Origin of the sequence: Methanimicrococcus hongohii, from assembly GCF_032594095.1 — an archaeon.
Taxonomy (GTDB): domain Archaea; phylum Halobacteriota; class Methanosarcinia; order Methanosarcinales; family Methanosarcinaceae; genus Methanimicrococcus; species Methanimicrococcus hongohii.
Genome location: NZ_CP131059.1, coordinates 1,260,474 through 1,273,391 on the forward strand (window position 1 = coordinate 1,260,474; position 12,918 = coordinate 1,273,391).

Genomic DNA, 12,918 nt, shown 5'->3' on the forward strand with positions numbered 1-12,918 from the left:
AAATTGATTTTGACTGAAAATATATAAAAAAAGAAAGAAGAGGATTGAGATTACTCAATCACCAAATCTTTGACTTTGATGCCGGACTCGACAATCGTTCCGACACGCTTTCCGCCGGTCATGCCCATGACGTAAGGCGCGACTTCTTCGGGAACGATGATGATAAAGCCCATTCCCATGTTGAACGTCTTGTACATTTCAAGATCGGTGACATTGCCCTGTTCCTGAAGGAATTTGAAGATTTCCTGCGGTTCAATCGGGTCATCGAAGTCAAAACCGAGATTTGTAATGCGCCTCAATTTCAAAAGACCGCTGCCGGTAATGTGCGCGAGGCCGTGAACTTCATGCTGTTTGAGAACGTCTAAAACTTCCATGTAAATTCTCGTCGGGATCAAAAGTTCGTCGCCGATCGTTTTCTTCGGGTCGTACGGGCAGTAATCCTGATAATCGTAAGCGGACTCTTTGATGATTTTGCGGACCAAAGAATAACCGTTGCTGTGAATGCCGCTGCTTTTCAAACCGATAATCACGTCGCCGACTTTGATTTTTTCGCCCGTCAATACATCTTCTTTTTTGACGGCGCCGATACAGGTTCCGGCAAGGTCAAATCCTTTGATGATGTCGGGAAGCGTTGCGGTTTCGCCGCCGACAATCGACATTTTTGAAATTTCAGCGCCTTTTGCAAGACCGATTCCGACTTCCGCGGCAAATCCGGGTCTGTGTTTTTCAAGCGCGAGATAATCCACAAAACCAATCGGTTCTGCGCCGATTGCAAGCAAATCATTGACATTCATCGCAACACAGTCAATGCCGATCGTATCCCATTTCCCCATTTCGTTTGCAATCAAAACTTTTGAGCCGACGCCGTCGGTTGTCATCGCGATTGCGAATTCGCCGAAATCCATTAAACCGGCATAATGACCGATTTCTGTAAGCGGCGCGCCGAAACCTTCTCTTTTGAAAGTCATTGTTTTTGTCAAAGATTTGATCGTATCTTCTTCCTGATGAATATCAACACCGGAAGTCGCGTAAGTGGATTGTTCTTTTCCCGTCATAAATAAGCCTCATAATAATTTGATAATTGATATGGTTTGATGAATATGATAATGATGGATGTTAATCAATGGATTATTTTTTACTTTCTTTTCCGTTTTCGATTTTGTCCAGTTCAAATTCGCCGTGCAGAGCGGCAACGGCTTTATTGACTTCGGCGCTGCTGACGACACAAGAAATATTGTATTCGGAAGAGCCTTGGCTGATCATGATAATGCTGATGTTTTCTTTGCCGAGCGCCGTAAACACACGCTTTGCGACACCGGGCGTGCCTGCCATTCCGGCGCCGACGACGGCGACAACGGACACATCCGAGCGGTAGTCCACCGTATACGCGTCGCCGAGTTCGGCTTTCAGCGCTTTGACTGTTTTGACGCGGTCAGCGTCGTTGACAATAAATGAAATGCTGGATTCGGAGCCTTGACTGATTAAGCGGACGCCGACTTTTTTTTCTGCAAGAATCGAAAAGATGACCGCGAGTTTTCCGACGGAATCCACCATTTCGGGACTTGAAACGTTGATCAAAGACACTTTTTTGATCATGCTGACGGCTTTGACAACATTTTTGGATTTCGTGTTTTCGGTCACGACAAGCGTTCCGTCAAAGTCGGGCTTGAATGTGCTTTTCACGCGAACGGGAATATTGTGCATCATGGACGGCTCAATCGCTCTCGGGTGCAGGACTTCTGCGCCGAGAGAGGAGAGTTCCATTGCTTCCTGATATGAAATAAAGTGAATGGTACGCGCGTTCGGGACGATTTTCGGGTTTGCGGTCATGATGCCGTCGACTTCTTTCCAAAGCCAGATTTCATCCGCCTTGATGCCGACGCCGACAATGGATGCCGTATAATCTGACCCGCTGCGGCCGAGTGTTGTAATCGTTCCTTCTTCATTTTCGCCGATAAAGCCGGTTACGACTTGAATTGAATTTTTGAGTCCCGGCGTCAATTTTTTGCTGATCAAATCATAAGATTTCGGAAGCGGTTTTGCGCCGCCGAACACGTCGGTTGTGATGATTCCGGCTTCACCGCCGGTGTAATCTTTGGAAGCGATTCCCATGGAACGAAGTGCGCCCGAGACGATCGGCGCGGCTAAACGTTCGCCGTAAGATGAAATGTTGTCGCGGGAGCGAAGTGTTAATTCGCCCAAATAACAGATGCCGATGAGCGCTTTTTCAAGTTCGTCAATGCGGCTTGTTAAAAATTCGATGACTTCGGCTTTGACGTTTTCGTCATCAATCGCTTCGTTGACGGCGGTAAAATGCTGCTGTTTCAGCGCGGTGCTGAATTCCGTGACAACCGTCACTTTTCCGTTTTCGCAACCGGCTGTCGCAACATCCAGAAGTTGGTCGGTAACGCCTGCAAGAGCGGATGTCACTAAAACAACCTGATCTCCTTTGTCATAATAGCTTTTCGCCAATTCGGCAACATGGCGTATTTTTTTCCCGTCACCGACGGAGGTTCCGCCGAATTTCATCACGATCTTCATAATTTTCTATTCCGTTAAATTTCTGTTCCGTTGCTTATGGTTTTTTTAGACTTTTGATTCTTTTTTCAATGTTTAAAGTTGTTTAAATAAATTTTGTTCACGGCAGCCTTTCGGCTGCCGCGAACAAAATTTCAGGGCGGGGGGAGTCTGTCTCTGCAGAAAAATCGCTTCGCTATTTTTTATGGCTTCGCCGGTTTGCAGCGGGAGGGAGGTGTTTGTTTGCAGTTGGAGGGAGGTGTTTGTTTGCAGTTGGAGGGAGGTGTGTGTTTGCAGTTGGAGGGTGGTGTGTGTTTGCAGCGGGAGGGAGGTGTTTATTGAAAAATCGCTTACGCGATTTTTGCGGCTGCCGCCGCGCGCGAACCGCACAAATTTTAATTTTTTTCAAAACGCAGATTTGTTTTTAATCATTTTTTCAAAATTGAGGATCCGGTTTAATAATCAATCATTCTCAAAAAACCAAATCAATCTTAAAAACAACAGAAATCGGAATGAGAGATTTAAAATAAGAATAAAGGCATCACTCTTTTCATGAAATATATTGTTATTATCGGAGACGGTATGGCTGATCTTCCGATTCCTGAACTGGACGGAAAAACAATTTTGCAGGCGGTCTCAAAACCAAGCATCGATTATCTCGCAAAACACGGCAGAACAGGTCTTGCGGTCACGGTTCCCGAAGGCTATCCTCCCGGCAGCGATGTTGCCAACATGTCCATTTTCGGCTACGATCCTGCCGTTTATTACACCGGCCGCTCGCCGCTTGAAGCGCTCAGCATGGGCGTTTCGCTTCAGGGCAACGACTTGGCTTTTCGAACGAATCTGATTACGATCGGAAACGCTGACGGAACGGTCGGCGCTGACGGTCCTGCGCTTGCCGACGCATATATCGTCGATTACAGCGGCGGACACATTTCATCCGAAGAAGCCGAAGAACTCATCAAAGCCGTCGACAAAGAACTCGGAACCGACCGATTCAAGTTTTATCCCGGAATCAGTTACCGTCACTTGCTTGTCGCGCAGGAAAATTACGGCAAAGGACTGACATTCACGCCGCCGCATGACATCACCGGAAAAAAAGCGTCTGATTATTTCCCGAAAGCCGATGCAAGATGCGCAGACGATTCCGAAAATGAAAAAGACGTCGAAAACACCAAAGCGGCTCAAACTTATTTGGATATGATGGCGGCTTCATATAATGTTTTAAAAGACCATCCCGTCAACAAAAAGCGCGCATCCGTTGGAAAACTTCCGGCCAATTGCATTTGGTTTTGGGGGCAAGGAAACGCGCCGAAATTCGAATCATTTGAAAAACTCCATCATAAAACGGGCGCCGTCATTTCAGCCGTTGACCTTCTCAAAGGAATCGGCATCTGCGCCGGTTTGGATGTTATTGAAGTTGAAGGCGCGACCGGATTTCTGGACACGAATTACAAGGGAAAAGCAGATGCGGCAATCGAAGCGCTCAAAACAAAAGATTTTGTTTTTGTCCATATTGAAGCGCCGGACGAATGCGGTCACATCGGTGATTACAAAAAGAAAATGCAGGCCGTTCTCGATCTTGATTCAAAAATCGTCGCGCCGCTTTTGGAATACGCCAAATCTTTGGATGAGCCGTGCCAAATCCTTTTGATGCCTGACCATCCGACGCCTGTTGCTTTAAAGACGCACACGAGCGACCCGATTCCTTTTGCTTTATACGATACGCGGGAAAACAATGCGGACAACGTTTCCGTTTTCGATGAAGATGCAGTTATTGAAGGCAGTCTCGGGAAAGTTTACGCGCCGGATTTGGTATCTTTAATGATCGAAAGTGAAAATAAATGAAATCAATAATTGAGATCAATAATTGAGATGAATAATTTAAATGAATAATTGAACTGAATAATTGAGATAAATCATTGAGATAATAATGGGAGCGACAATTTGAAGCATGTTTTGAAATAGATTAATATATTTCAAACTCTTCTTTAATCAAAACTAAGCAAATATGATTATATCAAATATGATTGTTTGTTTTCACTTTGGTTTATAACACAAAAATAACACAAAAACGCTTTTACAATCAGGAGGGATGAGGGGAAATGAATCCGTTCTATAAAAAACAAACAAAAGAAAATGAATGCGAGCAAGAGGCTGAGCCTGAAAGTAAATCTTCAATGAATAATATTTTCAGCAAAATCACATCACTCGGAAAGAATGCGAAAGAAAACACTTTCGGCGAGTTCAGACAGACGCCGCTGATGGATTTAATTGAGCGCAAGAACGATATCGTTTTAAAAGCCGATCTTCCGGGCGTTACGAAAGATGATGTCACGCTTGAAATCCAGGACAGACTCTTAACGGTACGCGCCGAATGTCTGACAGACATCGAAGAAGGCATTTACATCCGCCGCGAAAGATTTTACCGTAAATACGAAGGCTCCGTCAATATTCCCGTTCAAATCGACGAAGAAAAAGCAACGGCGAAGCTGGCAAACGGCGTTTTGACCGTTTTCCTTCCCAAAAAAATCGACACGATTGAAGTCGAAGATTAATTTTAATTTTATTATTTAATTTTATTATTATCTTTTCTTCTTTCCCCTCTTTTTGTTTTTATTTTTCTTTTGTTTTTCTTTTTTATTTTCCTTTTTTCTTTTCTTTTTTCTTTTCTTTTTTATTTTCTTTTTTGTTTTCTTTTTGTTTTCTTTTTGTTTTCTTTTTAGGATTGTTGTTTGCATTTTGCATCGCCGCAGCTTCCCCGCCGCGCGCGTCTGCTCCGTTTTTTTAAAATTTTGATAAACAATCCGCGAATTTTATTTTTGCATTAATTCTATTATTTGACTTTATACAATTCAGTAGTTTCACTTCGCAGGCTGATTATTTATAAGAAAAAGCATCATAGGAACAGTACATTAAAATTAACTCACTTACCCCAATAACAGTCCAATTCGGGAATAAAATGTCGGAAGAATCGTTTAACAAGCAATACATCAAGCATCCATTGATTCTGGAAAATTCCGTTGAGCAGCGCTTATATCAGCTCAATATTGTTTCAGGATGCACGACGAAAAATTCTCTTGTTGTTCTGCCGACGTCTCTCGGAAAAACCGTTGTCGCTCTTCTCGTTATGGTGATGCGCCTTGAAAAAATCGGCGGCAAAGTTTTGCTTCTGTCTCCGACAAAACCGCTCGTTGAACAGCATTTTGATTTCTTTTCCCGCGTTATGAAATTGCCCGAAGGAAAAGTCAAAGCATTCACGGGAAGCGTCGCGCCCGAAAAACGCAGCGAAATGTGGCAAGATGCGGATATGATTATTGCAACGCCGCAAGTCATTGAAAATGATTTGATCAACTCCCGAATCTCGCTCAAAGATGTCTCTTGCATTGTTTTTGATGAAGCGCATCGATCTGTCGGAAATTACGCTTACACTTACATTGCCGAAAAATACGTTGCAACGGCTGACTCTCCATTGATTTTGGGAATTACGGCAAGTCCGGGCAGCGAAAAAGAAAAGATCGATGAAGTCTGCGCCGCCCTTTCAATTGAAAATGTTGTCGTCAAAACGGAAGGTGACGCCGACATTAAGCCTTATGTTCACAAAAAAGAAATTGAATGGATGAGTTTGGAGCTTCCGAAAGAGCTGGCTGAAATTCGGGAAGCGCTTAAAAAGATTTTAAACGAAAGATTGGACAAGCTTGCCGAATTCGGGTATCCGCTCGATAAAAATTATTTGCCCAAACGCGATTTGCTGGCGCTTCAAGCGCAATTGACGGCAGCAATGAGAAACGAAACAGCGGATTCAAGCATTTATCAGGCCGTTTCGGTCATGGCTGAAATTATGAAAATTGAGCATGCGGTCGAATTGATTGAAACGCAGGGCACAAAAGCGCTTTTGGCGTACTTAAAGAAAATGGATGAAGAAGCAGGCACATCCGGCGCAAGCAAAGCCGTCAAAAGACTTGCAGCCGATCTTTATTTCAGACAGGCGCTTCATTTGACGGAAAAATGCGGCATTGAGCATCCGAAATTCTATGCCGTTCAAAAAATCGTGAGTGAACAGTTGTCAAGTTCTCCCGATTCTAAAATCATTGTTTTTACGAATTTCAGAGAAACTGCAAATATTGTTAAAGAGGCGTTGTCCAACGTTCCTGATGTTCGACCGGTTCGTTTTGTCGGGCAAGGGTCACGCAACAAAGACAAGGGGCTGACTCAAAAGCAGCAAACTGAAATTATCGAACAGTTCCGCGCGGGCGTTTATAATGTTTTGATTGCAACATCCGTTGCCGAAGAAGGTTTGGACATTCCGTCAACGGACATGGTTTTGTTTTACGAGCCCGTCCCGTCCGAAATCCGCAGTATTCAAAGGAAAGGACGTACCGGTCGTTTCCAAACGGGCCGCGTGATTATGCTGATTACGAAAGGAACGCGCGATGAAGCTTATCGCTGGAGCAGTCAAAACAAAGAGAAGCGAATGCTTTCCGAAATGAAAAGTCTTCAAAAAGCATATTCGGGCAGCAGCCGCAGTGATTTTTCAAAAGAGCCGGAAAATCAAAAGACGTTTTCCGATTTTGAAAAAGAATTTAAAAGCAAATACGAAAGTAAAAAGTCCGATGAAAATCAGGGCGACAGCGCGCCAAAAGCTCCGGCAGTTTCAGAGCTTGAAAACGATTCTTCATTTGAAGATGATATTTCTCTCTCTGAAATGATTTCCCAATCCAAAGAGCATCCCGTTCGTTCTCATATATTTTCCGAAAATTTTGTTTCAGATTCTGTTTCAGATTTTGTTTCAAAATCTTCTTTGGAATCTGTTTTAGAACATGCTTCGGGTCCTGTTTCCGGCCTTTCTTCCGATTCTGTTTCAGATTCCGTTTCAGATCCTGTTTCGGAACCTGCTTTGGAATCTGTTTCTGAAAAATCGTCCGAGCCGAAGCTGAAAATCTTAGCCGATACGCGTGAAATCAAAAGCGGTGTTTTGAAATGCTTGGACAAATACGGCATCGAACTCAAAACGATGAAGCTTGACGTTGCCGATTATGTTGTCAGCGATGACATGGCGATTGAGCGAAAAACGATTGCCGACTTTTCGGCATCTCTTATCGACGGCAAACGCAATCTTTTTTCTCAATTGATCGATCTTTCCCGCTCTTATAAAAAACCGGTTTTAATTATCGAAGGCGATGAAGATTTAGCCGTCGGGCAAATGCATGAAAATTCTGTTCGCGGCGCTTTGCTTTCGATTGAAATTGATTTGAATGTGTCGATTTTTTATACAAAAAGCGAAGAAGAAACTGCTTTGCTTTTGAAAATGATGGCTAAAAAAGAACAGATCAACGAGAAAAAAACAGTCAATCCGCACGGGAAAAAGCCGGCCAAAACAACGCATGAGCAGCAGGAATATATTTTGTCTTCCATTTCAGGTGTCGGTCCGCACGCCGCTCAAATTCTGCTTCAGGAATTCGGTTCTTTAAATAATATTTTTAACGCGTCGGAAGAAGATTTGTGCCGCGTCAAAGGCATTGGAAAAGTGACGGCAAAACGCATTCGAGAAGTCGTTGCAGCGGAATATAAGAAATAAATCGAATGGAAAATCGATTAAAATTAAATCGAAGATGAATTGAAAAAAATGATAAAATGAATGGAAAATTGAAAAACTCAATAGAGTCTTTCGATTAAATCCAACCCCTTTTCGATAATTTCCAAATATTCAAAAACGCGGCGCGGGTCTGTTTCGTTCTGCATATCTTCGGCAACCGCCGTGAGTTTCATCAGAATCAAATCGCGAAGCTGTTCTTCTTCGACAGAATAAACAGTCGGTTCAACCTCATAATTTTTGTAGTTCTCAACAGGTGTACCTGACGCGGTTTGTTTTTTGTTTTCTTTGTTGTATTTTTGGGGCGGGTTTGCTTTTTTAGCGGGAACGCCGGGCGAACAAAAGACGGGCGCCGCATCTTTTGAAATCGGCGCGGGCGTTTGGTCTGTTTCAACGCCGCTGCAAAGCGGGCAGATGATTTCTCCTTTAAATCGGAAGAGGGGAGCGCCACAAGTGTCGCAGTGATTGGCAAGCATTGTGCCGCCGTTTTCAAGGAAACGGGCAATTTTTTTAACATTATCATCGGAATCCATTTTTTCACCTTTATTTTTATTTCTGATTTTTATTATTAATTGTTTGAATTTTGAATTTTTAATTGTTTAATTTGAAATGAATTAATTTGAAGAATTAAATTGAAATGAAGAAAATAGAATTGGGTTTTTGTTCTAATATAACTTTTCCAACGGTTTCGTTTTTATTTGTGATTTCTCTTTTTGATTCGATTGATATTGTTCGTTGTCTTCAGCGGCTGTTTTTTTGTTTTCAAAGGTTAAATTTAAATGAGAGTTCTCTCTACTCTAAGGTTAAGTCTAAAAGGCGACGTTAAAGTAATTAAAGTAATAAACCTTTAAATTTTATTCAACTTTATTATTAATATATATCAAATTTATTTATCGAGTCCGTTATCAAAAACAAAATTGTTTTGGATTTGGGGAAACCGACTTTTGGTTTGTTTTGCCTGATTAATTTCATTTGTTTCTCTTCAGTTTTTATTCCGGTATAACCCGGGTTTTTGATTTCGACTTCGGTTCAGGTGATATTATGGCAGCTGATGAATACCAAAAGACCATTGACCAATGTATTTCGGAATTGGATATGATTGCAAACGACACATCCGTTCCGAGAAATATAAGACGTTCCGTTACGGAAATTATTGAAGTTCTCAAAGACGAAAATCAAGAGCTTTTCCTGCGCGCGGCATCTGCGCTTAAAACGCTTTCCGATGTCAGTTACGACCCGAACCTCCCGATGCATACGGGAACTTACATTTGGAGCATCCTCGGAAAGCTCGAAACAATCCCGCCGGAAGCTTAATTCCGGTTATTTTTATATTTTTACTTTATTTTTTAGTTTTCTTTTATTTTCTTTTTTTAAATTGTTTTTTTTGAAACAGCGTATGCTCCGTTTGTTTTTGATTTTTGTAAAACGCGCCCGTTAATGAATATTTTTTGAATTTCTTGGTTCGTTATTGAATATTTTTTGAAAATTTATGCGGCTCGCGCGGCGGCGGTGGCCGGCGATTGGCAAAGCCGAAAAAGATGGCAAAAAATCGCGAAGCGATTTTTTATAAACACCTCCCTCCCGCCGGAAACAAACACCTGACTCCAATCGGAAACAAACACCTCCTTCCCACCGGAAACAAACATCTCCCTCCCGCCGGAAACAAACACCTCCCTCCCGCCGGAAACAGAAACCTGACTCCACGCGGAAACAGAAACCTGCTTCCAATCGGAAACAGGCGAAGCCTGAAAAATCGCGAAGCGATTTTTTAAAAACACCGCCCCCTGCCAGATGAAATTTTGTGAGGCGAAGCCGAGCAAAATTTTTTTACAAACACCACACTCCCCCCGCAACCTGAAATTTTGTGAGAGGCTGACCGAAGGTCAGCCGCGAACAAAATTTGAGCAAACCTTTTTTCACACCAGCCCCGCTTCCAAGATCAAATGAAGCAGCGGAATCGAACCGAGTGAAACGACGGTTGAAAGGAAGATGGACGCTGAAATCAATTTTGTATCAAAACCGTAAATTTCCGCAAAAATTGCGGGCGTCATCGCAGGCGGCATACCGGATTCCAAAATCGCGACTTTTTTATCAAGCGCCGCAAACGAAAACAGCGGCGATATGAGAATACCCATAATCGGAGCGATGATAAGCTGAATAATTGTAACGCCGACTGCCGGAATCAATGCGATTTTCAAATATTTTCCGGAAAGAGAAACGCCGAGCGAAATCATAATCAGAGGAACGACAATGCCTGCCAGCAAATCAAGAACTGTCGGAACAAATGTCGGAAACATTTCCATATTGATACCGAGCAAAATCAAAACAAGAGCAATCGCCCAGGCAATTGACGGCGGAAATTTCAAGACTTGCTTGAAGACATTCACTTTTTGGCCGCTGACTTTTGCGCCTAAATAACTTGCAAGACCGACAACAACAATTAAAGTCGCGACATCGCAGAAAATCGCGCGCGTGAATCCTTCCGTTCCGTAAAAACCGGTGATGATCGGAAAACCCATAAAAGCCGTGTTGCCGCAGGCGCAGACAAGAATGAAAGCGGCGAGTGATTTCGGCTGCAATTTCAAAATTTTTTTGCCGACCAAATAAGAGACAAACGCGCAAAGCAGCGAAATGATTAAAATGAAAAGCGTCAGCTTAAAAAAAGATGCCAAATCACTTGATTTGACATTCGTCAGCATCGAATTAAAAACAAGTGCCGGCATGCCGACATAAATGACAAGATTATTCAGCGTGATTTTGTCTTTTTCCGACAAAAATCCGAGACTTTTTAAAACCCAGCCCAAAAGAATTAAAAATATTATGACAAAAATAATATCCATACAATCATCGCTTATTGATACATTTTTTAATTTAAATTAAAGTATAAATCATAGTAAAATTGATTTCTTTATAATTCTTTTGTCTTATTTTTATCTATTTTTGTCTTTTTTATCTATTTTTGTCTTACTTTTGCCTGCCGTCGTTTTTTGTAGATTATCGTTTTTTCTTGTCTTTTACTCTTTGTTTTTTGTTTCCTTTGTTTTTTGTTTCCTTTGTTTTATTTTTGTTTTATTTTGCTGTCGATTTATGCTATTACTTCATGTATTTATTTGTTTATGATTTTGCTTGGTTATGATTTTGCTTGGCTTATGATTTTTTTGTTTACACTTTTTAGTTTATTTAATTTTAGTGTTTGTTTTTATTGGTTTTCTGCGGTTTTGAAAAACAGATTGAAGATACGTTTTTACAAAAAATCGGAAAACACACAGATTTCATACAAAATATATAGTTCATATAATGTAAAAGAGCAAATCGAAAACCGTATTATACATTGTATCGACTATTGTCTAATAAATATAAAATTAGGAACAGAACGTTTTACAAAAAAATAAAAAATAAAGAGTCAAAAAATAAACGGTTTTTGGAAAAAATTCGAATGTGTAAAATTATTATATTCTATAAATTAATCTTTCAAAAATATAGAATTTGCAAATAAAATATATTTGACGAATAACGAATAAGTTTCGAGAATGCAACAGATATCGATTAACAAATATTATAAGAATAACATTATTATGTTTTTTATCATCACTATTTTTTTTAATTCGGAAATTTTCCCATATGCAGAATAACATCATTTAAGTGATAAAATGTCGCTCGACGTTTATATAAAAATAGTTTAATAATATAGATAATTAAAAAATAAATTTTCGACAAACAGCGACATTTTACATAAAAGATTATCAGTCGCCGCCTTTTACCAAAATATTTATATCACTTTATAAAAAGATTAGTGGTTGAAAACGGACTTAAAAATCATCAGATTAAAATTGAAAAACGAAATAACCCGATTTTTTTTGGTTTTGTGAAATAACGAGATTCTAATCGTGATTGGTTTGCTATACAAATCAGGGTTTACATAAGTAAACCCGTGATGAGGGAAGCCTATGAAACGCAATAATTTATTTGCCGTTTTGATACTCGTATGTTTATTCGGACTGCTCAGCTGCGGAATGGCAGCGGCCGCCGAAGTTCCGTACGATCTCAGCAGCGGCGATTTAAAAATAAACGTTACAAACACAAATACTATGACAATAAATGGCGGCAGAACCAGTTATTCAATTTCTGACACTGTGATTTCGGTAAACAGTTCAGGAATAACAAACAACGCTATTTATATCGACGGCAGAAATCAAACCTCTGCTAATACAATACAAATTATTTTGAACGGGGTTGATATTGAAGCTCAATATCAGTCAAAAACAAGCCTCAGCTACAAACAAAATCCGATTTCCATCGTGAATCGGGCTAAAGTGAATTTAGAAATCAAAGAAGATACGGTGAATTCACTCAAAGCACCGGATTGGTACGCTGCAATCAGAGTTTCAAACGGAACTCAAATGACAATGAATGGAACCGGCACATTGAACATTCAGGGCGGTTCATACGCTGCGGGTATCGGCGGTAACGCCGGTTTAAATAACGCCGCAGGCGAGAGCACCGGTTCCATCACCATTAACGACGGCATCATTAATATTAATGTCGCTGAATACAGTATCGGCATTGGCGGAGGTGCAGGAGGCATCGGTTCCGTCGGCAAATACAGCGGTTAGGAATGCAATTCCTACGGCACAGACGGCGGTTCTGTTAATTTAACGATTAACGGCGGCGCGGTTTTAATCAGCGGTGCAAACACCGAGAACACAGTCGGCATCGGAGGCGGCACAGGCGGCGACGGTGCAACGATTGCGCAATGCGATCACAAATAGGGATACAGCACACCCGGTAAAGGCGGAAACGGCGGAAAC

The 12,918-nt window shown here is 41.4% G+C and carries 12 protein-coding genes; 6 read left to right on the top strand and 6 right to left on the bottom strand.

What is annotated here, in order from left to right; genetic code table 11:
- Positions 1 to 50: 50 nt before the first annotated feature.
- Positions 51 to 1,055, bottom strand: coding sequence for a phosphoribosylformylglycinamidine cyclo-ligase (gene purM, locus MmiHf6_RS05840; RefSeq protein ID WP_316556864.1), 1,005 nt, complete (start codon positions 1,053 to 1,055; stop codon positions 51 to 53).
- A 73-nt stretch (positions 1,056 to 1,128) separates the two neighbouring features.
- Positions 1,129 to 2,541 (bottom strand): aspartate kinase, encoded by a 1,413-nt coding sequence (locus MmiHf6_RS05845; RefSeq protein WP_316556865.1) that lies wholly within the window; start codon positions 2,539 to 2,541, stop codon positions 1,129 to 1,131.
- Positions 2,542 to 2,722: 181 nt separating this feature from the next.
- Here MmiHf6_RS05845 and MmiHf6_RS05850 point away from each other — a divergent pair, with 181 nt between their 5' ends.
- The 3 genes from MmiHf6_RS05850 (at position 2,723) to MmiHf6_RS05860 (ending at position 5,075) form a co-directional block, all read left to right on the top strand.
- Positions 2,723 to 3,073 (top strand): hypothetical protein, encoded by a 351-nt coding sequence (locus tag MmiHf6_RS05850; RefSeq protein WP_316556866.1) that lies wholly within the window; start codon positions 2,723 to 2,725, stop codon positions 3,071 to 3,073.
- On the top strand, positions 3,070 to 4,365 hold the full coding sequence (locus MmiHf6_RS05855) for a cofactor-independent phosphoglycerate mutase (protein WP_316556867.1): 1,296 nt from the start codon (positions 3,070 to 3,072) through the stop codon (positions 4,363 to 4,365). The genes MmiHf6_RS05850 and MmiHf6_RS05855 overlap by 4 nt, the downstream gene beginning before the upstream one ends.
- Positions 4,366 to 4,622: 257 nt before the next feature.
- Positions 4,623 to 5,075, top strand: coding sequence for an Hsp20/alpha crystallin family protein (locus MmiHf6_RS05860; protein ID WP_316556868.1), 453 nt, complete (start codon positions 4,623 to 4,625; stop codon positions 5,073 to 5,075).
- A 27-nt stretch (positions 5,076 to 5,102) separates the two neighbouring features.
- Here MmiHf6_RS05860 and MmiHf6_RS05865 read toward each other — a convergent pair whose 3' ends face one another.
- Complete coding sequence (locus MmiHf6_RS05865) at positions 5,103 to 5,258, bottom strand: hypothetical protein (protein ID WP_316556869.1); 156 nt, start codon at positions 5,256 to 5,258, stop codon at positions 5,103 to 5,105.
- Positions 5,259 to 5,479: 221 nt separating this feature from the next.
- Between MmiHf6_RS05865 and MmiHf6_RS05870 the strand changes: the two genes are divergently transcribed.
- On the top strand, positions 5,480 to 8,095 hold the full coding sequence (locus MmiHf6_RS05870; RefSeq protein ID WP_316556870.1) for a DEAD/DEAH box helicase: 2,616 nt from the start codon (positions 5,480 to 5,482) through the stop codon (positions 8,093 to 8,095).
- 77 nt (positions 8,096 to 8,172) lie between these two features.
- Here the strand turns inward: MmiHf6_RS05870 and MmiHf6_RS05875 are convergent, their stop codons facing one another.
- Positions 8,173 to 8,643: an Sjogren's syndrome/scleroderma autoantigen 1 family protein gene (locus tag MmiHf6_RS05875; protein WP_316556871.1), complete on the bottom strand. Its 471-nt coding sequence runs from the start codon at positions 8,641 to 8,643 to the stop codon at positions 8,173 to 8,175.
- Between the two features lie 508 nt (positions 8,644 to 9,151).
- Between MmiHf6_RS05875 and MmiHf6_RS05880 the strand changes: the two genes are divergently transcribed.
- Positions 9,152 to 9,424 carry a stationary phase-response protein gene (locus tag MmiHf6_RS05880; protein ID WP_316556872.1) on the top strand — a complete coding sequence of 91 codons (273 nt, stop codon included), beginning with the start codon at positions 9,152 to 9,154 and terminating at the stop codon, positions 9,422 to 9,424.
- Positions 9,425 to 9,597: 173 nt separating this feature from the next.
- Here the strand turns inward: MmiHf6_RS05880 and MmiHf6_RS05885 are convergent, their stop codons facing one another.
- Both MmiHf6_RS05885 and MmiHf6_RS05890 read right to left on the bottom strand, forming a co-directional pair.
- On the bottom strand, positions 9,598 to 9,930 hold the full coding sequence (locus MmiHf6_RS05885) for a hypothetical protein (RefSeq protein WP_316556873.1): 333 nt from the start codon (positions 9,928 to 9,930) through the stop codon (positions 9,598 to 9,600).
- 96 nt (positions 9,931 to 10,026) lie between these two features.
- Complete coding sequence (locus MmiHf6_RS05890) at positions 10,027 to 10,950, bottom strand: AEC family transporter (protein WP_316556874.1); 924 nt, start codon at positions 10,948 to 10,950, stop codon at positions 10,027 to 10,029.
- A 1,107-nt stretch (positions 10,951 to 12,057) separates the two neighbouring features.
- On the opposite strand from MmiHf6_RS05890, the gene MmiHf6_RS05895 reads away from it, so the two are divergent.
- Positions 12,058 to 12,723: a hypothetical protein gene (locus MmiHf6_RS05895; RefSeq protein WP_316556875.1), complete on the top strand. Its 666-nt coding sequence runs from the start codon at positions 12,058 to 12,060 to the stop codon at positions 12,721 to 12,723.
- Positions 12,724 to 12,918: the final 195 nt, after the last annotated feature.

Bases quoted from the DNA above. Each gene is read 5' to 3' on its own strand.
- purM (WP_316556864.1), bottom strand. From the start codon at position 1,055: ATGACGGGAAAAGAACAATCCACTTACGCGACTTCCGGTGTTGATATT.
- MmiHf6_RS05845 (WP_316556865.1), bottom strand. From the start codon at position 2,541: ATGAAGATCGTGATGAAATTCGGCGGAACCTCCGTCGGTGACGGGAAA.
- MmiHf6_RS05850 (WP_316556866.1), top strand. From the start codon at position 2,723: ATGGCTTCGCCGGTTTGCAGCGGGAGGGAGGTGTTTGTTTGCAGTTGG.
- MmiHf6_RS05855 (WP_316556867.1), top strand. From the start codon at position 3,070: ATGAAATATATTGTTATTATCGGAGACGGTATGGCTGATCTTCCGATT.
- MmiHf6_RS05860 (WP_316556868.1), top strand. From the start codon at position 4,623: ATGAATCCGTTCTATAAAAAACAAACAAAAGAAAATGAATGCGAGCAA.
- MmiHf6_RS05865 (WP_316556869.1), bottom strand. From the start codon at position 5,258: ATGCAAACAACAATCCTAAAAAGAAAACAAAAAGAAAACAAAAAGAAA.
- MmiHf6_RS05870 (WP_316556870.1), top strand. From the start codon at position 5,480: ATGTCGGAAGAATCGTTTAACAAGCAATACATCAAGCATCCATTGATT.
- MmiHf6_RS05875 (WP_316556871.1), bottom strand. From the start codon at position 8,643: ATGGATTCCGATGATAATGTTAAAAAAATTGCCCGTTTCCTTGAAAAC.
- MmiHf6_RS05880 (WP_316556872.1), top strand. From the start codon at position 9,152: ATGGCAGCTGATGAATACCAAAAGACCATTGACCAATGTATTTCGGAA.
- MmiHf6_RS05890 (WP_316556874.1), bottom strand. From the start codon at position 10,950: ATGGATATTATTTTTGTCATAATATTTTTAATTCTTTTGGGCTGGGTT.
- MmiHf6_RS05895 (WP_316556875.1), top strand. From the start codon at position 12,058: ATGAAACGCAATAATTTATTTGCCGTTTTGATACTCGTATGTTTATTC.